The sequence below is a fragment of the Bradyrhizobium canariense genome (assembly GCF_900105125.1).
Taxonomy (GTDB): Bacteria; Pseudomonadota; Alphaproteobacteria; order Rhizobiales; family Xanthobacteraceae; genus Bradyrhizobium; species Bradyrhizobium canariense_A.
Genome location: NZ_LT629750.1, coordinates 3,645,137 through 3,665,132 on the forward strand (window position 1 = coordinate 3,645,137; position 19,996 = coordinate 3,665,132).

The following is a 19,996-nucleotide window of genomic DNA, read 5'->3' on the forward strand; positions in this document are numbered from 1 at the left end:
TAAGCGGGCAGCGACGTGAACCAGGGAGGTTTCCTGTGACTTTCGTCGGCAAACTGAGCGTTGTGACCGCCTATATTGCCTTCGCGTTCGTGGGCGCGATCGTGCTCGGCATCATCTAGCGCGTCAGCACGCCCAGAATTTCTTCCCCCGGCGGTCTGGTTCATCCCAGCCGCCGGTTTTTTTATCTTCGCCGTTACGACCGCGGCTCCGGCAATGTCTGCCGCGACGAAATCAGTTTCGCTGTCTTGACGTCGATCCGGCCCCAGTCGTTGCCGGAACACCAGAACTTGCCGATCGCGCAGGCCTCGACCCGAAGCAAATTCGGTCCCTTCATGGCGATCGTTCCATAATAGGTATTGCCGCTGTCGCGGCTATAGACATTGCCGGACCATTCGGACGCCGATTTCGGCTTCATGTCGATCAGCACGGTATCGCCCTTGTTGCTCGACGATAGATCGAGCACATATCCGCACAGCGACTGACCGCAGCGCTCGATACGCACCGTGCCTTTTTTTCCTTCGGTCTGCCAATCACCGAGCGGGGTATCGGCTGGCTCATCTTCCACTTGCTGGGAAGCCTTGATGATGTGTGGCATAGCCGCCGGTATCGGCGGCGTCACTTCGGCTGGACGCTCCACGACCTGTTGAACTGGCTGAGTCGGCTGCGGCGGCGATGCGGGCACGATCTTCACCGGCTCGATCGGCGGTGGTGGTTCAACCTGCAACGGCTGAATTGGCGGTGGCTGAATCTGCGGCTCCGGCTGCGGCGGCGCGACGACCGGCTGTATCGCGGGAGCGGCCGGTCGAGCCGGTGGGGGCGGTGCGGCGCAGATGACGGGTTGAACCGGCGGCTTGCTGGCGGGCGAAACGGTTGAAACCGGCGTTGGCGCAGGCGGTGTCCTCGCAGCAACGGTGCCGCCATCATCATAGCGCTCACGCGCTCTGCGGGTTTGGTAGATTCCTGGAATCGATACCGAGACGCACGACAGCGAATTGCAATGGTGCTGTGCTTCGATGTGGATCCTGTGTCCACCGACCACGAACGAAATCGAATCGGCGGCGTAGACCGGTGAACCGAGCATCATCAGCACGGCGAAAAAACAGGATCGTTTCATCGGAGCCTCCCAGCATGCCCGAGAAACTAGGCGTGAGAGGCAGCTTCTGGATGTGATTTGGGTCACCCCGAATCCAACAGCGCGCATGTCCATTATCTTGTGATGCGCATCACAGAAGCTGACGTCGGCCGCGCGTAGGTTCCGCGCGAGTTCACAAGCCACCCGGAGGCTCACATGAAAAAATTCTACGTTGTCGCCGCGCTGCTGATGGCCAGCACCGCCGCCCATGCCGGCAATTCGGTTTCCTTCGAGATCCAGGGACACAAGATCCATATCGAGGCGCCGCGGAATTGCGACTCGCTGTCGTGCATCCAGATCTCGTCCCCCGGCCTCTCCGGCTCCGGCTTCAATCTAAAAGGACTAAAGGGCTTCAACAACGACGACGATAACGATGTCGCCGACAACTCAAATCCGCCGCCCGCGCAGAACCCAGTCCCCGCGCCGGTCGCTCAGGCGCCGGCGCCTCAGCCGGCAGCACCCGTCGCAAACAACGCCCCGCCCGCTCCGGCGACGGTGGCAACGAATGCTCCGGCTGCTTCAGCTCCCGTTGTTACCAATGTTGCACCGGCGGCTCCCGCTGTTGTCGCAACCGCGACCGCCGCGCCGGCACCGGCCTCTGTCGCCGCTGCACCCGCTCCGGCGCCGACCACGCCGATCGGCCTCTGGGCCACGGAAGAAAACAAGGGCAACGTTCGCATCGAGCCGTGCGGACCAAATCTGTGCGGATATGCCGAGAACACCGGTGAGAAGATCCTGATCAGCATGAAGCCGTCAGGCGCCAAATGGACCGGTCAGATTCACGATCCCGACAGCGGCAGCGACTATGACTCCACGATCGCGATGAAGGGCGCCAACGCCCTGAAGGTTCAGGGTTGCGCCTTCGGCGGCGTGTTCTGCGGCGGCCAGACCTGGAAGCGCATCAGCTAAAACCAAAGCGATCGCCTGTCCGAAAGCAAAGCGCTGCGTTCCGTTAATCCGGAACGCAGCGCTTGATCGCTTTGTCCTGACGTGACACCAATATGGCGTTTTCAAGCAAAGTGTACCGGTTCGCGCGAGGAAAACGCATCAAGGCAAAAACAGAGTCTGTCTGGTTCTGGTTCAATCAGAACCGGTTAGACTCCGGCGCATTCATCTGACGTTCAGCCGCACAAGGCTGAACTCCCGCAAATTTCTTGTTCGCTATTCCATTGGGCCAGGGGCTTTATCGTGACGCAGCGCCGATTCATCTCCGCAATCTGGCTCATTACCTGTTTGACGTTAGACGGAGCGGCGAATGGTTTCGCAGCGCCGCAGATCGACAGCGGAGGCGGCGTATCGAGCGCACAGAGCGATCTCGTACAACTCGCGCAGGCGCAACCGGCGCCAGCGCCGCAAACCCCTGCGGCTCCCGCCGCAGCCGCGCCCTCACCGGCTGCGACAGCGGCGGCAGATGAGCCGATCGGAAACGTGGCGACGTTGACAGGCAATGCGACCGTCACCCGCAACAATGCGGCAACGCCGCTCAAGGTGCAGGACGACATTTTCCAGAACGATGTGCTGCAGACATCGGCGAATTCCACGCTCGGCGTCACCTTCAATGATGCGACCACGTTCAACCTCACCGCCAGCGCGCGCATTACCGTCGATCATTATGTGTATGAGGACGGCGGCAAGCAGAACGCCGCATTGTTCGACATCGTCAAGGGCACCGTGGCCTTTGCCGCGGCTTCCGTCGCCAAAACCGGCGACATGAGAATAGCGACGCCGACCGCAACGCTCGGCATTCGCGGCACCACCGGGCTGGTCGAGGTGCCGGAAGGCGCGGCCGCCAACAATGCGAACAATGTCGCGATCAAGCTTTATCCCGACGCCGACGGCAGGGTCGGACAGATCGAGATCAGCGACCGCTCCGGTGCGCGGCTCGGCTCGCTGACGCAAGGCGCCAGCGGCTTTACGATCCGGCCCGGCGCCGGTGGACGTTTCAGCGCGGTGCCGCTGGCGATTTCGCCGCAGCAGGCGCTGCGCGACCAGGGCATCGTGCGCCAGGTCCATGCGGCGCAGAACGTCGGTCGTCAGATCGTCAGCCAGCAGCGCGCATTGCGGCAAGCCAATCCCAACCGGAATAATCTGCGCAACAATCCCGCGCGTCAGCCCGGCTTGCAGCGGCAGAACGGTCAGCCGCAACGGCAAGGTCTGCCGCGCGAACCGGGCGTACAGAACCGTCCGGGACAAGTGCCACCACCGGCGGGCGTGCAACGGCCGCCGAACGCTCCCGGTGTGCAGCAGCGGCAGCCGAATGCGCCCGGCGTACAGCGGCCCGGATTGCAAAACAGGCCCGCATTGCAGCGGCGGCCGCCGCCCAAGGAAAAGAAGGAAAGGCGGTAGCGCGACTCCCTTTTCGTCATGGCCGGGCTCGTCCCGGCCATCCACGCCTTGCATTGCGCCAAAGACGTCGATGCCTGACAGCGCAGACAAGGCAGACCACTAAGGCCGGGCATGACGAGCTTGATCGCCACGGTCGAAAAAGGATTTCGTATCAGCGCCCGTTAGGTGTCCTCGCGGATCAGGCCGCGCGCCCCAGCCAATCCCGCATCTTCTGCACCAGGCTCTTGCGCGCAGGTTCAGTCGGACTTGGCCCATCGCTCTCCGTCGATCCCGATGTCGTAACGGGCAATGTGGCTTTTGGCTCGGCCTGTTCCGGTAGGAGCTCTGCTTCGATCGCATCAACCGGCGTTTCGGCTTCCACCGCCTCGTCCGTAACCAATGCGACTTCCTCTGGCGCGGGCACCGGGGAATCGGGTAGCGGCGCGGCCGGTACCGGTTCGGAAATCAAAGGCGGCGGCGGTGCTGTGCGGCGAGCGCGGCGCTTCTCGGGCATAGGCGGCTTTGCCTTCGGCCGCGACGCCGCCTTGGCAAGTGCGGCAGCTTCAAGCGCGATCGGCCCCACATTGGCGAGGAAGGCTCGCTCATATCCGCGCGAGAGCCGCTCGACCGCAGCCTCAAGCGGCAGCCAGTCGACGGCCCGCACGTCATGCATCAGTTCGTGAACCGGCTCGCTGCCAGCTTCCATGCGCCAGTAGTGAACAACCTTCGACCTGCCGCCGGCCTCGTAGGCGAGAGTCCCCAGAAATTCGTGCACGCAGACATCATGGCCGGTTTCTTCCAGCACTTCGCGCTTGGCGGCGGCGCGCGGCGTCTCGCCGTCATCGAGCTTGCCCTTGGGCAGCACCCATTCATTACGCTTGCGCAGGCGCACCACCGCGATCAGCGGAGTTCGCTCCTGCCGCAGCACAATGCCTCCTGCTGCCAGAACAGGCGTTCGCGCCATCCCTTGTCCCATGTTTGCGATTTCGAATCGGATTCGAACATAAATATATAAGGACGCGTGGCGACAACGCCAGTTATGCGGGCGATTTTCGCATCAGGGGCTCTCCGGCACGAATGCGTGCCGAGTCCGACACGTTGTCACAAAACTCGAAATGATCCGGCGCGAGCACGATGATGGTCGATCCATGCTCGAACCAGCCGAGTTCGTCGCCCTTGCGGACATCGGCATCGCAAGAAAACACCGTTGGCCCCCTGGTCTGAGCATTGAGCAGCCTGTCGAGAAAATGCAGTTGGATGCTCGCCACCAGGATGGCCGCTACCGGCACCAGCGTCAGCGCCTCTCCGGTCGCAAGCCTGGTCTGAAGCACCGCCCGCTCATTCTTGCAGAACAATCGCTCGATCCGTTTGAGCGTGACCGGATTGACGTTCCAGGTATCGCCGTGAATGAACGTCACCCGCTCGATCCGGCAGTCATAGGGCGCATGAAAGCGGTGATACATGCTCGAGGTCAGCCGCAAGGTGATGAAGCGCCCGTTGCGGTGCGCCTCGACCAAAGCGGGATCGCCGAGCAGATCGAGCAGCGAGTAAGGCGCGCCCTTGATCTGAAACAATTCGGTGTCGGCGATCTTGCCGAAGGCGCCGATGATGGCATCGCAGGGGCTGGCCACGATCGAGGCGTCCGGGTCGTACGGGCGCAGGCCGGGGCGCAGTTCGCGCGTGAAACAATCATGCAGGCTCTTGAAATCCGTCTTGCGCGCTTCGGACAGATCGAGATCGGAAAACAGCCGCCAGCAGGCGATCGACAGGTCACGGATCAGCGGCTGCTCGATCTTGCTGAACCAGCCGATGAAGCGCGTCAGCGCCGCGCGCGGGATGCGGTTGGTCAGCAGAAAGTTGAGGTTTTCCTGCTGCGTCAGCGAAGAAATCAGGCGCTTGATTGTCATGAATCTGTCAGCAGGTGACGCTAGCGCTGGTGGCATGGATTCGCCCTTTCCGATTCTGTCTCTGTCCACCGCTGCGGTAGCTGGCGCCGCGGCCGTCTTCCCCAAATTGCAGGCGCGGCTGGCGCTGTCGCGGGCCAAGCACCGATCGTTGACGGGACATTCCAAGATATCGCGCCTGGTCGCGCGCATGCTCCCGTTCTACGAATTCGACATCAATGATTTCTTCCGTTCCGACGGCGCACCCGCAACGGTTGGCACCCAGCGCCAGGACGCCTTCTTCCGGCTCGCCGGGCTCTACCAGGAGCGCTTCGCCAAAGGCCGGCAGCTGACCGCGGAAGCCGCGGGTCGAATCTCCGACCTGCAATTCACCGAAGCCTACCGGGTGCCGTTCCAGTACAGCCGGCTGGTCCGCGAGCATCTGGGAACCGGCGCCTTCATGGAATCGTCGGCCGGCGTCACCGTCACCGATCTCGACGGCAACACTTTCTACGACCTGACCGGTTCGTATGGCGTCAATATCTTCGGCAACGACTTCTACAAGGAGTGCATCGCCAACGCCGAGACGCGCGCGCATGCGCTTGGCCCGGTGCTCGGCCCCTATCATCCCATCATCGTCGAAAATGTCCGGCGATTGTGCGAGATTTCGGGACTCGATGAAGTCTCGTTCCACATGTCCGGCACCGAAGCGGTGATGCAGGCGGTGCGGCTGGCGCGCTATCACACCCGCCGCTCCCATCTCGTCCGCTTCGCCGGCGCCTATCACGGCTGGTGGGGCGACGTGCAGCCCGGCGTCGGCAATCCGGTTTCGCCGCACGAGACCTACACCCTGGCCGACATGTCGGAGCGAACACTCCATGTCCTGAAAACGCGCAACGACATTGCCTGCGTGCTGGTCAATCCGCTGCAGGCGCTGCATCCCAACGCCAATGCGCCCGGCGATTCCGCACTCGTCGACAGCTCGCGCGCCAGCCGTTACGACCGCGCCGCTTATGGCGAATGGCTCAAATCGCTGCGGCAGATCTGCACCGAGCGAAATATTGTCCTGATCTTCGACGAGGTATTTGTCGGCTTCCGGCTCGCGCCCGGCGGCGCACAGGAATATTTCGGCGTGCATGCCGACATGGTGACCTACGGCAAAAGCCTCGCGGGGGGACTGCCGGTCGGCGTGGTCTGCGGACGGAAGGATCTGATGCGGCGGTTTCGCGACGATCGTCCCGCCGATGTCTGTTTTGCGCGCGGCACATTCAATTCGCATCCCTACGTCATGATGGCGATGGACGAATTCCTCAACCGGCTCGACGATCCCGCGTTCCGTACGGTCTACGATGGACTCGACGACACCTGGGATCAACGGGCGCGACAGTTGAACGAGATGATGGCGGCGCAGGATCTGCCCGTCCGCTTCAGCAATCTTTCGTCGATCTGGATGGTCCATTACACCGAGCCGTCGCGCTACAATTGGATGCTTCAATATTACTTGCGGGCGGAGCTGCTGGCGCTGAGCTGGGTCGGAACCGGCCGCCTGATCTTCAGCCTGAACTATACAGATGCCGATTTTGCCGAAGTCGCGAGCCGCTTCGTCACCGCGGCCACCAAGATGAAGCAGGATGGCTGGTGGTGGCGCGATGCTTCACTTACCAACAAGAACATCCGCCGGCGGATTCTCCGGGAGATGGTGATGCGAAGACGGCCGCGGTGAATCCGCGGCCGCCTTCTCGCTCAACTAAGTCTCAAGCCGCCCTGACGTGCTTCTCAAGACCGGGATCGATCAGCTCGCCCTTTAGCAGGAACAGCGGGGCCTTGCGGTAGAGCACCAGATCGTTGAACGGATCGGTCAGGATCTTGGTCATCCAGACCAGCCCGGTCTCGACGTCGCGGATGAAGAAGAGATGGATGGTCCGGAACAGCAGTCCGCCTGCTCCGACCACCAGCCAGATCTTGGCGACCTGACGCATGAAGTCGGCCGGCGAGGCCCAGGGCTTGAACATTCCGAACAAGGTCGGGTCTAGATACAGCACCAGCGGCGAAAGTGCCCAGATCGTCATCAGCACGATCTTGCGCTGCAGATTATAGCCCACCTTGATTTCTTCCTTGTGCTCGTGGGTCGCCTGATTGACGTGATCGTACCCCTTCGGCTCGAAGAAGAAATGACCGGCCTGTCGCGTGGTCATGGAGACCAGCCAGCCGATCAGGGCTGACGCCACCGGATCGAAATACAGCATCACGTAGCCGATCAGAAAGCTGGCGGCACTGACGAAGTGCAGGCTCTGATTGATGCGGCTGTGATGATAGTAGCGATGGTCATCCCAGCGTTGGGTTCGCAATGCTTCCAGGAAGTTCTTGATCATTCTCTCCCCCAAATCAGGTCTGTGTTTTCTTTACCGGGATTCGATGTACGGGATGTGACATCATCATAATGACATGTGACGTCACACAACTGTGCAACTGACGCAGCTGGATGCGGATCAGGCGGCCGCGGCCGCTTTGATCTTGCGGAAACGAATCAGCGAGAAGTGGCCTAGCGGCGGCACCGGCCGGCGCTCGATCAATTCGATGCCATGCGCGCCCGATAACCATTGCGCAAAGCGCGACCACGCGAACTCGGCGGTGCGGAAACCGAGCGGACGCACCACCGGCTGGAGCCGCTGCTCGATGAAACGGCGCATGCCGGCGTCGGCACTGACCCGGCTGAGCAGGATCATCTCGCCGCCGGGCCGCAACACGCGTGCGAATTCATCCAGCGCGACTTCCGGATTCGGCACCGCGGTGACGACATATTGCGCCATCACGACGTCGAATGAATTGTCGGGGAATTCGAGTTTCTCGGCATCCATGACCGCGAGGCCCTCGACATTCTTCAAGTGCAGCTCGTCGACGCGTTGCTTGGCCTTGCGCAGCATGGCCTCCGAGATATCGGTGCCGAAGATGCGGAGATTCGGAGCATATTGCGGCAGTGAGATGCCGGTTCCGACGCCGACTTCGAGGACGCGTCCGCCGATGCTGTTGGTGGCGAGAATGGCCGCCTTCCGGCCCTTGCCGAACACCCCTCCGAACACGAGGTCATAGACCGGAGCCCAGCGATCATAGGCCTTCTCGACCATCTCGCGGTTGATATCCAGCGGCCGGGTGTCGTCAAGTTTGATGATTTGCGCCATGGTGTCTCTACTCACTGTCCTGATGGTTGATCAGCCGCGCGCAGCTGTTCTGCTCGCCACACGGCGGGCAGGTTGCAGCGAACGGCTTGGATGCAACGCGGTTAGATTGCTGATGAACTGTCTTGCACTGTTTTCCCAGGAACGCTCGAGCGCGAAATTCCGGCAGGCTTCACGCGACATGCCGAGCGCACGGATGCAGGCGTTTTGCAGGTTGGTGTCCAGCGCGCCGATGGGATGGTCCGCGATCACGTCTAGCGGCCCCGTCACCGGGAACGCGGCAACCGGCGTGCCGCAGGCGAGGGCTTCGAGCTGAACCACGCCGAACGTGTCGGTGAGGCTCGGAAACACGAACACATCCGCGGCCGCCAAATGCGACGATAAATCCTTGCCGGTTTTTTCGCCGAGGAATTTCACCTGGGGATAGCGGCGCTCCAGCTCGGCGCGCTGCGGTCCATCCCCGATCACGACCTTCGTTCCCGGCAGGTCCAGCGAAAGAAATGCGTCGATATTCTTCTCGACCGCGACGCGGCCCATGGTCATGAAGATCGGCCGCGGCAAATCAAGCTCCGCCGGCTCGTCGGGCCTGAACAGATCGGTGTCGACGCCGCGGGTCCAGAAGCCAAGCTTCCTGAAACCTCGTGCGCTGAGTTCCTGTTTCAAGGAAGCCGTCGCGACCATCGTCATGGCGGCTGCGGCATGAAAGTGCCGCAGCACCGCATAGCCCACACTCGCCGGAATGCAGGTGCGGACCTGGATGTATTCCGGAAACCGCGTCGTGTAGGAGGTCGTGAAGGCGAGTTTCCGGCGGCGGCAATAGGCCCGGACCGACCACCCGATCGGGCCTTCGGTCGCGATATGGATCGCGTCCGGCGCGGCCTTCTCGATCCTTTTGGCGATCTCGCGCCGGTTCGGCCAGGCGACACGCAGTCCCGGATAGGTCGGGACACCCATGGACGGAAATCCGTCAGGCGTCAGAAATTCGATCTCGGCGTCCAGCGCCGATGCGCTGCGCGCAAGCGAAGTTAACGTGCGAACCACGCCGTTCACCTGCGGATGCCAAGCATCGGTCGCAACTAAAATCCGCATCGCGGGGCCTGAGAGCTTCCTGATTCTCACTCCCCCGACGTTCGGCCAAGGATATTTCAGGCGTATGACGTCATCGAAATGTTAGGCGGTTTTTTCGTTAACCCTGCGGCCCCGCACCCCTCATGAAACCGTCATGAAACAATAGATAACGCCGACGAAACCTTTTTGCCCCTTTCACGCAAACGTTTTGAAACCGGCGGCCGTTAATGATTGCGGCAACAACACGCCGACGAGATGCGTGAAATCAAACAGGGAACGACACATGCTCAGACCCATTGGATCGATGCTGAATTCCCGCTATGCCGCCGCTCTCGGCGCGCTGGCGATTGGTGCGGTTGCATTTTCCGCCTCAGCCGCGGCGACACCGCTGCCGCTGTTTCCCTTTATACTGACGCCCCCCGTCCAGTCGGCGCCGCCGCCGGTGCAGGCTGCGCCCGACGAAAACGAGAGTGGTGCGATCGAGTTGCCGGCGCGGTTGAAGCGCCAGGTGGTGAGCTATCCGACGCGCGAGGCGCCCGGCACCGTCATCATCGATACGCCCAATACCTATCTTTATTACGTGCTCGGCGGTGGCCACGCGATCCGCTACGGCATCGGCGTCGGCCGCGACGGCTTCACCTGGTCGGGCGTGCAGGCCGTGACCAAGAAGGCCGAGTGGCCGGACTGGACCCCGCCCCCGGAAATGATCGCACGCCAACCCTATCTGCCGCGCCACATGGCCGGCGGCCCGGGCAATCCGCTCGGCGCACGCGCGATGTATCTCGGCGGCACGGTGTATCGCATTCACGGCACCAACGCGCCGGAGACGATCGGGACGCATGTTTCGTCCGGCTGCATCCGTCTCACCAATCAGGACGTCAGCGATCTCTATTCGCGGGTCAATGTCGGAACCAGGGTGATCGTGCTGCCGATGAACCGGCAGGCGGCCAATGCGGGCGACAAGCGAAGCTGACACCAAGGCCGATCGGCGGACTATTCGATGACGAAAATGGCGCGGTTTTCCGCGCCATTTTCATTTCTGACCGGCAACAAACCTTGCGAGATTATGGCCAGCGCGTGTCGAGACCGTGCGCAGCCGCCGAAACCGCGCACCCGCCACTCTGGCGCCCACGGAATCCACCCTGTAGACTCGCCTGTTCAATCAGCCCGGGGGGATGATGCGTCTGCCGTTTCGCCTCAAGACAATCCTGCTTGCCATCGCAGTGATCGCCGTCTCGTTTTATGCCAGCCTCAAGGTCATGGATTGGTTGTCGGCGCGCGGCGCGGTCAGTGGGCCGGTGCTTGCCGAGTTGCCGCCGCTGCCGCCGGCGACGCGCAGCTCCGTGGTGCTGGCACCGGTCTCGATATCGCTCAGCGCGATTCGCGACGCCGCCGATCGCGGGGTGCCGCGCACCTTCCAGGGCAAGGCCGACAATGCGGTGTCGCAGATCCTGCAGAACGCCGATATCGGCTGGACCGCTTCGCGCGGACCTGTCACGGCCACCGGTGCGCAGGATGTATTGTCGCTGGCGACGGCGCTGACCGGAACGCTCAATGTCACGGGTTCGCTGTCGTCGAAGGCAACCGGCGCGGTCAACGCGCTTGGCAGCCTGCTCGGCGACAAGGCCGCCAAGGAAATCGGCAGCGTCAACATCAAGGCCCTGAACGCCAGCGCCGAAATAAAGGGTGGCGTGACCATCACCTCGCGGCCGAAACTTGCGGCGGCCTGGCACTTCGAACCGAATTTCGCCGCGCAGGTGAACCTGGGTGACACCAGCCTTTCGGTGGCCGGCGCGCGCATCAATATTCCCGCCCAGGTCAAGCCGCTGATCGACAAAAACGTCACCGATCAACTCGAAGTGGTCGCGGACCGGATCCGCAAGGACCAGGCGTTCGAGCAGAACGCACGGCTGCAATGGGCCAAGATCTGCCGCTCGATTCCGTTGCAGAGCGCTGGCGCGGGTTCGTCCCTGCCGCCGCTGTGGCTGGAGCTGCGCCCGACACGCGCGATTGCCGTACAACCGACCGTCGATGCCTCGGCGCTGACGGTGACGATGGGCATCGAGGCGGAGACCCGCATCACCTCGGAGCAGACCAAACCGGATTGCCCGTTCCCCGACAAGATATCCATCATCCCGCCGACCCCGGGAGGGGTCAATATCGGGGTGCCGATCGATATGCCGTTCACCGAGATCAACAAGATCATTGAAGCGCAACTGGTCGGCCGCACCTTTCCTGAAGACGGTTCGGGAGCGGTGGATGTCACCGTGAAGCACGCCACCGTCGCAGCATCCGGAGACCGGCTGCTGATCTCGCTGCTGGTGCATGCCAAGGAAAAGAAGAGCTGGTTTGGGCTCGGCGCCGACGCCACGGTGCAGATCTGGGGCCGGCCGGTACTTGATCCAGTACAGCAAACCCTGCGGCTGACGGATGTTCAGCTCGCGGTCGAATCGGAGGCCGCGTTCGGCCTGCTCGGCGCTGCGGCGCGCGAGGCGATGCCGCGGCTGCAGCAGGTGCTGGCCGACAAGGCTGTCGTCGACCTCAAGCCGTTCGCCGCGAACGCCCAGCAAAAGATCAACGCGGCGATCGCGGATTTCCAGAAGAACGACGACGACCTGAAGGTAACGGCGGCCATTACCAGCGCGCAACTCGCCTACATCGCCTTCGATTCCAGGACGCTGCGCGTGATCGTGGAAGCCAATGGCTCGATGAATGTTTCCGTCACGGCGTTACGCGGCCTGTGACGCTACGGCCGAGGCATGGGATTAGATCGAGCTTGAGCGTCAACGGAAGTTTGCCCCCCTCTCCCATTGGGAGAGGGTTCGGGTGGGGGGTTACGGTCTCTCATGAGAGCAGCACACCCTCATCCGATTTGCACTGGACGATGCTTCGCATCGCCAGGAGCAAATCGACCTCTCCCCATCGGGGAGAGGTAAAAAGACAGCCCGCTTCGATAAAAGCCACCCGACTCCAGACGTTCAATTGAACGACATGCCGCCATTCAGGTGAACGGTCTGGCCGGTCATGTAGTCGTTGCCGAGGAGCATCAGGACCGACTGGGCCACTTCATCGGCCTGCCCCATGCGCCCGAGCGGAATCCTTGCGGCGAGATCGGTCCGGCCGCGCATCATGTCGGTCTCGATCAGCGACGGCGCCACCGCATTGACGGTGATGCCTTCCTTGACCAGCCGTGCGGCGTAGCCGCGGGTCAATCCTTCCATGCCCGCTTTGGAGGCATTGTAGTGCACGCCGATGGCGCCGGCGCCGCGCGCGGCGCCCGAAGAGATATTGACGATGCGTCCCCACTTTTTCGCGCGCATCGCGGGCAGCACCGCCTGGGTACAGAGGAATGCCGATTTCAGGTTCACCGCGATGGTCAGGTCGAACTCCGCTTCGGTCAGATCGTCGACACCGCGCACGATCGCCATCCCGGCATTATTGATGAGGATGTCGATCGGACCGAGCGCTGCTGCCGCCTGCTTGACCATGGCCGCAACCGCGGTGCCCTGTGAAACATCAGCGGCGACAGCGATCGCGCGGCCGCCTTTGTCCTTAATTTTCGTCACCACCGCATCGGCGTCGGCCGCACGCTCACGATAATTGACCGCGACAGCCGCACCCGCCTCGGACAGCGCAATGGCGATCGCAGCGCCGATGCCGCGCGACCCGCCGGTTACCAGTGCGACATGGCCGTTCAGATCCGGTGTGACAGTCATGGTCTCGATCCTCTCCGTCAGCGATACGCCCAAAGCAAATAGCGCGCTTGTTGCCTGGTCATTATATACGACGGAACACAGTGATGCGACCTGACAGCCAGTCAATGCACGCCAGCGAATAAGTGCTCCGCGCCGAACGCCGCGCCAATGCCGTGTCGCAAGCGCTGATCTCTGATAAATAACAGGCGCAATGAGGCCGGCATTTTCAAGCGTCGGCTGACGGGTGACGATGAAGTTGTTCATGTTCTATATCGGCGGCAATTGCGGCAATTCAAATATCGAATTGCACGATATCCGTTTCTCGGTCGGATCGGCGCCGGAAGATTGCTACGACGGTCTGCGCCGGCAATGGTGGGGTGACCCCACAAGCCTTCATCTGGATAGTTGGGGGATCGTCGAACAGGCCGACGGCTTCGATGTCGCGGTGACCAGAACGCCACGGAATGACACGTCCTCCAGCCTCTTCTTCGTGAACCTCGGCGGATATAATCCGCAGGAATTCGGCGAACTGCACAAGAACGTCCTGGTCGTCGCGCCCGATATCAAGGCCGCGAAACACAAAGCACTGCAACAGGTCAATGATTGGGTGCAACCTCACAAGGACCGGATCTTCGAGATTGAAAAGGCCGTCGACCTGACTGCCTTGATGGAGAACTACGGATGCGCCCTCGCGCTCGAGCCTGCCACCGTAGAAAAGCCATTTGCCTTTCAATGCCTCTATCTGCCGCTGGGATAGCGCCTACATCAAACAAGATACCGCACACATTCAAAAAACATCGACCTCAAGGAGTGGAACCATGGACTATGTGAAATTCGGCAAGACCGGCCTTGGCGTGTCGCGGCTGTGTATCGGCTGCATGACCTACGGCATTCCAAATCGCGGCCCTCACCCGTGGACGCTCGATGAGGAGAAGAGCCGGCCGCTGATCCGGCAGGCGCTTGATCTCGGGATCAACTTCTTCGACACCGCCAATGTCTATTCCGACGGCACCTCGGAGGAAATCGTCGGCCGCGCACTGAAGGAATTCGTGCGCCGCGAGGACGTCGTCATCGCGACCAAGGTCAACGGCCGGATGCGGCCGGGGCCGAACGGCGCGGGATTATCGCGCAAGGCGATCCTTGGCGAAATCGACAACAGCCTGCGTCGTCTTGGAACTGATTTCGTCGATCTCTATCAGATTCATCGCGCCGATCCGACGGTGCCGATCGAGGAGACGATGGAGGCGCTTCACGACGTCGTCAAAGCCGGCAAGGCCCGCTATATCGGCGCTTCCAATATGTACGCCTGGCAGTTCGCCCAGGCGCTCTATACCTCCCGTCTGAACGGTTGGACCGAATTCGTCAGCATGCAGGATCACGTCAACCTGCTGAGCCGCGAGGAAGAGCGCGAAATGCTGCCGCTCTGCGTCGATCAGGGCATTGCGGTGATGCCGTGGAGTCCGATGGCGCGCGGCCGGCTGACGCGGGCGTGGAATGAAACCAGTTCGCGCCAGGAAACCGACGAATACGGCAAGACGCTCTATACCCAATTTCCGGAATCCGATCGCCAGATCATCGATCAGGTCAGCGCGGTCGCGACCGCAAGGGGCGTGCCGCGCGCGCAGGTCGCGCTCGCCTGGGTTCTGCAGAAAAAGGGCGTGACCTCTCCGATCGTCGGCGCCTCGAAACCGGAGCATTTGAAGGACGCGGTTGCCGCCCTCTCACTGAAACTGACCACTGAGGAAATCACGGCGCTCGAAAAGCCCTATGTGCCGCGCGGCGTATCGGGGTTTTGATCGAAACAGCGATCGTTCCAGAAAACAAGAGGCCGCACATGAAAAGCGTGATCGTGACGGGCGGAAGCGGCAAAGCGGGCCGGGCAGCGATCCGCGAACTGCTCAAGCACGGCTATCAGGTGATGAACGTCGATACGGTGGCGCCGGCAGAACAACTGTGCCACTTCATGAAGGCCGATCTCAACGACCTCGGCCAGGCCATCGACGCCCTGAGGCTACTGGCCGGCACGGTCGACCGGCGTCGTACGTTGCTTGGCGAGCCGTCGGCCGTGATCCACATGGCCGGCATTCCGGCGCCGGGCCTGGCGCCGGATGCGACCATTTTCCAGAACAACATGATGACGACCTACAACGTCTTCAGCGCAGCCGTGCGTGCCGGCATCAGGCGCGTCGTCTGGGCCTCGAGCGAGACCATCTATGGCCTGCCGTTTACCCGGACGCCGCCGGCCTTCGCACCGGTCACCGAAGAGCATCCGCTGGCGCCGGAAACCGGCTATGCGCTGGCGAAAATCCTGTGCGAGAAGATGGCGAGCGAGATGCACCGCTGGAATCCCGGCACGCATTTCGTGGGCTTGCGCATCTCCAATATCTTCGAAGAGCGCGACTATGAATCGATTGCATCGTTCTGGAACGATCCGGCGCTGCGGAAATGGAATCTGTGGAGCTGGGTCGATAGCCGGGATGTCGCGCAGGCCTGCCGGCTAGGGCTCGAGGCGGACGTTTCCGGCGCCGATCATTTCACGATTGCGGCGGCCGATACGCTGATGAAGATTCCGAACCCGGAATTGATGGCGGCTCATTTTCCCGGCGTGCCGGTCGACGCCAAGATGGGTCCGTTCGATACCCTGCTTTCGATCGAAAAGGCCCGCCGCGTGCTCGGCTACGCGCCGCAGCACACATGGCGGACGTGAAGCGCGAGCGCTAACCGATCTCGCGAAGCCAGCGGGTGAAAACGCGATCCGCCAGCGACGCGCGTCCATCAGCGATTTTCGCCGTCGCCGCTCTTAGTTCAGCCACCGGGATTTTGGCCGCGGCGAGTTCGGCGGCATGGCCGACATACCACTGCTCGAGCAGCCGCGGATCGGCTTCCAGATGAAACTGAAGCGCGAGCGCGTGGCGTCCATAAGCGAACGCCTGGTTCTCATAATGCCGGTTCGATGCCAGCCGTTGCGCGCCGCGCGGCAAATCGAAGGTGTCGCCATGCCAGTGCAGCACAACCTCGCCGTCTTCCCGAAGCGGGCTCAGGCATGATGCAGCCCCCTCGCCGGTCAATTCAACCTTGCCCCAGCCGATCTCCTTGATCGGCCCCCCATAGACCCGGCTGCCCAGCGCCTTCGCCATCAGTTGCGCGCCAAGGCAAATTCCCAGCACCGGTAAATTGCGCGATAGCCTGTGCTCGATCAGCTCCAGCTCGGATTTGAGAAACGGATAGGCATCGGTCTCGTAGGCGCCAATCGGGCCTCCCAGCACGATCAACAATCCGGCGTCCCGGATCGAACCCTCACGCAAATCGTCAGTCGCGGCTTCACGGAACGTGACATCCCAGCCCTCGCGCGCCATGACCGGCGCAAGCAGACCCAAATCCTCGAACGCCACATGGCGCAGCGCAATCGCGGAACGTCGCATCAGCTCGATATCTCTGCTCGTGTTTCCTGCTGTCGCGCCAGAATATCCTGCCTGCGGCCAAGCCACCAGCTATTGGCCAGCCAAACAGCCGAGGCAACCGCGGCGACCACAGAAATTTCGGTCAATCCGAGTTTCAGATAGGTCAGAAACGCAAACGACCAGGCGCCGATCTGATCGCCCAGCCGATAGACCGCGGTGTCGATGAAGCTCTTGGCCTTGTAGCGATCCTCGCGCGGCAGCACGGTGAACAGGACCTCGCGGGTCGGCCGCGCAATCGCAAAATTGCCGGCGCGCCGGATCAATTGAAACGCCACCACCGCCGACAGCGTCGGCAACAGCGCCACCGCGCCGAAGCCGATGACGCTGAACACCGGCAACAGCGACAGCGTCGTTCCGACGCCGAACCGCTTGAGGATCCGGCCGGTCAGAAACAGCTGCACCGCCAACGTCAGGATGTTCACGCCGAGATCGACGGACGCAAAAAACTGGGTCTGCGCCGCGCGATTGGCAAAGGCGTGGCTGACGACCGCGGCCTGCTGAAAGTACAGGAATGTCGAGGTCACCGCGTAGAGCAGCAGGAACAGGCTGACGTTCAACAAATAGCTTGACGACAGCGCGTCGCGAATGCCGCCAAGCCAGGTTCCGCCGATCGGCTGTTCGTTCTGCTCCACCTGAGGCCGTTCCGACAACGCCGCCGATAGAACCGAGAGCCGGCGAACGCAGAACACGGCAACCTCGATCATCACCGCCGCGCCGATCATGAGATAGGCCGGAGCCATGTGCTCGACGGTCGACACCGTGAAAGCGGATCCTGCGATGGCGCCGAGCGTGGCGCCGGCTGCGATGAATCCGAACAGCCGCTTGCCCTGTTCGGAGGTGAAGACATCGACGATCATTTGCCAGAAGATGGAAACCACGAACAGATTGAAAACCGAGGTCCAGATGAAGAAGACCCGCCCGACCCAGATCGTCTGTTCCGGCGTCGCCGCATACAGCGCCAGCGCGAACAGCAGGATGTTGGCGCTGAAGAAGCGATAGGAAATCGTAATGAATTTCTCGCGCGGGAAGGTTTTGACGAGGTAGGAGAACGGCAGGTTGAGCAGCAGCATTCCCACCAGCGTGCCGGTGAACAGCCATTGCAGATTATTGACGCCGCCCGCGACTCCCATCTGGTCGCGGATCGGACGCATGATGTAGTAGGACGACAGCAGCGAGAAAATATAAAGCCAGGACCACGCCAGTGCCGGCCCTTCGCTCGGCCTGACGTCGATGATCTTGCTTAGGAAACGATGGAAGGCAGAGTCGGCATGAGGCGGCGCATCGGCGAGTGCCATCAATTGAAACCTTTTACTTGATCGTTTCAGCTCGCTGACGCATTTCCGCGGCGGTCAGTTGCTGGTTATAGAGCGGCGCGCCTTGCGCAAAATCCTTGGCGCGCGCCAGCGGCCCGATCACGACGGGATCAAAGCCGGCGTCATGCACCAGCGTCGACGCCACGTTCAAGGCGTCCTTGTCGTCGCCTGCCAGCGGAATGGCCATGCGGTCGCCGGCCCGATTGGCTTCCGAGACAAAGAACCGATAGCTCATGCTGTTGAACGCACGCACGATCCGCGCGCCCGGCAAATATTTCGCCGAGGTCAGGCCGATCCCCTCCTCTTTCGCCTCGGTGGTGATCTCGCCGTCCCGCGCCGCAACCGCGTTGCCGGCATCAAGCACCACCTTGCCCGAAAGCTGGCTGCCATAATCCTTTCCGATCTGCGGATAGGCGCCATAGGGCACCGCGATGAAAACAACATCGCCGAAGGCGATCGCCTCCGCCACCGTGCCTGATTTGGCGAGGTCGCCGAGGCCCTGGACCAGCGACGCGAGCTCTTCGGGATGGCGCGACGAGAACATCACGGGATGGCCGGCCTTCACCCAAAGCGATCCGAGCGTGCTGCCGATATGACCGGATCCGATGATGCCGATCTTCAGCGGCGCGCTCGCCTGGCCGGAAGCGCCGCGCGAGATCGCGGAGACAGCGATAGCAAGCCCTGTGAATGTGCCGGCACGCAGCAGCGAGCGGCGATTGAAGCTGGCGCGATCAGCATCGGACATGTCTTTCTCTCCCAGTTTTTTAGCGCGGATGGCTACGTATCTAACAACACGCAACGCGAATTATTCAATGCGCCAACTGAATATGGCCATCGCAAGCCACCAAATAACGATCACGTAATCGTAACTCTGGGGTCAGAGCGTCGCGAAGAAGTCGATCATGGCCTTGCGCTGCCTGGCATCGGGAAAGCGGCCGCGGCCGGCGCTGATGTTGTCAGCCAGATGGGCCGGGTTGGTGGTGCCCGGAATCACCGCCGTCACCGCCTCATGGCCGAGCAGAAATTTCAGGAAGAACTGCGGCCAGGTCGTCGCATCGAAATCACGCGCCCATTCCGGAACGCTCTTGCCGCGCACCGCCGAGAACACCGAGCTTCGCCCGAACGGCAACGCGGTCAGCACCGCGGCACCGGCATCGCGTGCCGCAGGCAGCAACCGCTTTTCCGCTTCCCGGTCGGCCAGCGAATAATCGACCTGGAAGAAATCGGGCTTCTCCTTGCGAAGCACCGCTTCGGCGGCGTCATAATCGTTTTTGTAGGTGGTGGTGATTCCGACGTAGCGGCAGAGTCCCTGCGCCTCCCAGTCGCGAAACGGCGTCAAATCCTGATGCCGATCCTGGACGTTGTGCAGTTGCAGGAGATCGACCTGCTTGTAACGCAGCCGTACGAGCGAGCGGCGGAATTCAACCAAGCCGGCATCGTTGCGGCCATCTTCGATCTTGGTGGCGAGAAACACTTTCGAGCGGTCCTGGTCGGAGAGCAGGTCGCCCAGCACGCTTTCTGCCGCACCGTAGGAAGAAGCCGTATCGATCAGCTTGCAGCCTTGCGCCAGAAGGTCATCGACGACCTTTTTCAAATTGGCTTTAGCTTCGCCCTCTTGTTGCGACATGAAATCATTCGCCGTCCCGAGACCGATCACAGGAATTTGCTCGCCCGAATGCGGGATCGCGCGCGCCGCGATCGGGGAATCGGATTGGCCGAAGGCGGGCACCGCGCTCACAAGAGAGCCAGCCGCGATACCGGCCGCGCCGCGGAGAACTTGCCGGCGCGACGCGCCGTCGCCGAACACATGAGAACTCATCGATCAGCCTCCGGACAGTCTCGATGAAACGTTACGAACTATTGTTGTCCGGTGCGAAGGCACAATCCAGCAAAGAAAATGTGATCCGGACGGATCGAACCGATCAGCATCTCTGTCGTTTTGC

General features: G+C 61.9%; 19 protein-coding genes. 8 read left to right on the forward strand and 11 right to left on the reverse strand.

What is annotated here, in order from left to right; translation table 11 throughout:
* Positions 1-193: 193 nt before the first annotated feature.
* Positions 194-1,114, reverse strand: a complete 921-nt coding sequence (locus BLV09_RS17435) for a DUF2147 domain-containing protein (protein WP_167558771.1) — start codon at positions 1,112-1,114, stop codon at positions 194-196.
* A 174-nt stretch (positions 1,115-1,288) separates the two neighbouring features.
* On the opposite strand from BLV09_RS17435, the gene BLV09_RS17440 reads away from it, so the two are divergent.
* A complete protein-coding gene (locus BLV09_RS17440) occupies positions 1,289-2,041 on the forward strand; it encodes a DUF2147 domain-containing protein (RefSeq protein ID WP_146688227.1) in 753 nt (250 codons plus the stop codon).
* A gap of 279 nt (positions 2,042-2,320) precedes the next feature.
* Positions 2,321-3,478: a FecR family protein gene (locus BLV09_RS17445; RefSeq protein ID WP_244549131.1), complete on the forward strand. Its 1,158-nt coding sequence runs from the start codon at positions 2,321-2,323 to the stop codon at positions 3,476-3,478.
* A gap of 178 nt (positions 3,479-3,656) precedes the next feature.
* On the opposite strand, the gene BLV09_RS17450 is transcribed toward BLV09_RS17445, so the two are convergent.
* The gene (locus tag BLV09_RS17450; protein ID WP_146688229.1) at positions 3,657-4,421 is read right to left on the reverse strand and encodes an NUDIX hydrolase; all 765 of its coding nucleotides are present in this window, start codon (positions 4,419-4,421) and stop codon (positions 3,657-3,659) included.
* 73 nt (positions 4,422-4,494) lie between these two features.
* Positions 4,495-5,364: an archaetidylserine decarboxylase gene (gene asd, locus BLV09_RS17455; RefSeq protein WP_146688230.1), complete on the reverse strand. Its 870-nt coding sequence runs from the start codon at positions 5,362-5,364 to the stop codon at positions 4,495-4,497.
* 34 nt (positions 5,365-5,398) lie between these two features.
* Here asd and BLV09_RS17460 point away from each other — a divergent pair, with 34 nt between their 5' ends.
* The gene (locus BLV09_RS17460; protein ID WP_146688231.1) at positions 5,399-7,063 is read left to right on the forward strand and encodes an aminotransferase class III-fold pyridoxal phosphate-dependent enzyme; all 1,665 of its coding nucleotides are present in this window, start codon (positions 5,399-5,401) and stop codon (positions 7,061-7,063) included.
* A 31-nt stretch (positions 7,064-7,094) separates the two neighbouring features.
* On the opposite strand, the gene BLV09_RS17465 is transcribed toward BLV09_RS17460, so the two are convergent.
* The 3 genes from BLV09_RS17465 to BLV09_RS17475 all read right to left on the reverse strand — a co-directional run bounded on the left by BLV09_RS17465 (position 7,095) and on the right by BLV09_RS17475 (position 9,605).
* Positions 7,095-7,712, reverse strand: coding sequence for a hypothetical protein (locus tag BLV09_RS17465; RefSeq protein WP_146688232.1), 618 nt, complete (start codon positions 7,710-7,712; stop codon positions 7,095-7,097).
* Positions 7,713-7,829: 117 nt separating this feature from the next.
* Positions 7,830-8,519, reverse strand: coding sequence for a class I SAM-dependent methyltransferase (locus BLV09_RS17470; RefSeq protein WP_100383652.1), 690 nt, complete (start codon positions 8,517-8,519; stop codon positions 7,830-7,832).
* Positions 8,520-8,549: 30 nt separating this feature from the next.
* The gene (locus tag BLV09_RS17475; RefSeq protein WP_146688233.1) at positions 8,550-9,605 is read right to left on the reverse strand and encodes a glycosyltransferase family 4 protein; all 1,056 of its coding nucleotides are present in this window, start codon (positions 9,603-9,605) and stop codon (positions 8,550-8,552) included.
* A gap of 262 nt (positions 9,606-9,867) precedes the next feature.
* Here BLV09_RS17475 and BLV09_RS17480 point away from each other — a divergent pair, with 262 nt between their 5' ends.
* Positions 9,868-10,557, forward strand: coding sequence for a L,D-transpeptidase (locus BLV09_RS17480; protein ID WP_146688234.1), 690 nt, complete (start codon positions 9,868-9,870; stop codon positions 10,555-10,557).
* A gap of 205 nt (positions 10,558-10,762) precedes the next feature.
* Positions 10,763-12,328, forward strand: a complete 1,566-nt coding sequence (locus BLV09_RS17485; protein WP_146691171.1) for a DUF4403 family protein — start codon at positions 10,763-10,765, stop codon at positions 12,326-12,328.
* A 234-nt stretch (positions 12,329-12,562) separates the two neighbouring features.
* On the opposite strand, the gene BLV09_RS17490 is transcribed toward BLV09_RS17485, so the two are convergent.
* Complete coding sequence (locus BLV09_RS17490) at positions 12,563-13,300, reverse strand: SDR family NAD(P)-dependent oxidoreductase (protein WP_146688235.1); 738 nt, start codon at positions 13,298-13,300, stop codon at positions 12,563-12,565.
* 229 nt (positions 13,301-13,529) lie between these two features.
* Between BLV09_RS17490 and BLV09_RS17495 the strand changes: the two genes are divergently transcribed.
* From BLV09_RS17495 to BLV09_RS17505, 3 genes are all read left to right on the forward strand, one after another.
* Positions 13,530-14,036 carry a DUF1543 domain-containing protein gene (locus tag BLV09_RS17495; protein ID WP_146688236.1) on the forward strand — a complete coding sequence of 169 codons (507 nt, stop codon included), beginning with the start codon at positions 13,530-13,532 and terminating at the stop codon, positions 14,034-14,036.
* 61 nt (positions 14,037-14,097) lie between these two features.
* On the forward strand, positions 14,098-15,075 hold the full coding sequence (locus tag BLV09_RS17500; protein ID WP_146688237.1) for an aldo/keto reductase: 978 nt from the start codon (positions 14,098-14,100) through the stop codon (positions 15,073-15,075).
* A 38-nt stretch (positions 15,076-15,113) separates the two neighbouring features.
* Entirely contained in the window at positions 15,114-15,986 is an 873-nt protein-coding gene (locus BLV09_RS17505) for an NAD-dependent epimerase/dehydratase family protein (RefSeq protein ID WP_146688238.1), read from the forward strand.
* A gap of 10 nt (positions 15,987-15,996) precedes the next feature.
* Here BLV09_RS17505 and BLV09_RS17510 read toward each other — a convergent pair whose 3' ends face one another.
* The 4 genes from BLV09_RS17510 to BLV09_RS17525 all read right to left on the reverse strand — a co-directional run bounded on the left by BLV09_RS17510 (position 15,997) and on the right by BLV09_RS17525 (position 19,872).
* Complete coding sequence (locus BLV09_RS17510) at positions 15,997-16,701, reverse strand: glutamine amidotransferase (protein ID WP_244549132.1); 705 nt, start codon at positions 16,699-16,701, stop codon at positions 15,997-15,999.
* The gene (locus tag BLV09_RS17515; RefSeq protein ID WP_146688239.1) at positions 16,701-18,035 is read right to left on the reverse strand and encodes an NTP/NDP exchange transporter; all 1,335 of its coding nucleotides are present in this window, start codon (positions 18,033-18,035) and stop codon (positions 16,701-16,703) included. The genes BLV09_RS17510 and BLV09_RS17515 overlap by 1 nt, the downstream gene beginning before the upstream one ends.
* Before the next feature lie 13 nt (positions 18,036-18,048).
* Complete coding sequence (locus BLV09_RS17520; RefSeq protein WP_146688240.1) at positions 18,049-18,798, reverse strand: NADPH-dependent F420 reductase; 750 nt, start codon at positions 18,796-18,798, stop codon at positions 18,049-18,051.
* Positions 18,799-18,930: 132 nt separating this feature from the next.
* Positions 18,931-19,872, reverse strand: coding sequence for an aldo/keto reductase (locus tag BLV09_RS17525; protein WP_146688241.1), 942 nt, complete (start codon positions 19,870-19,872; stop codon positions 18,931-18,933).
* Positions 19,873-19,996: the final 124 nt, after the last annotated feature.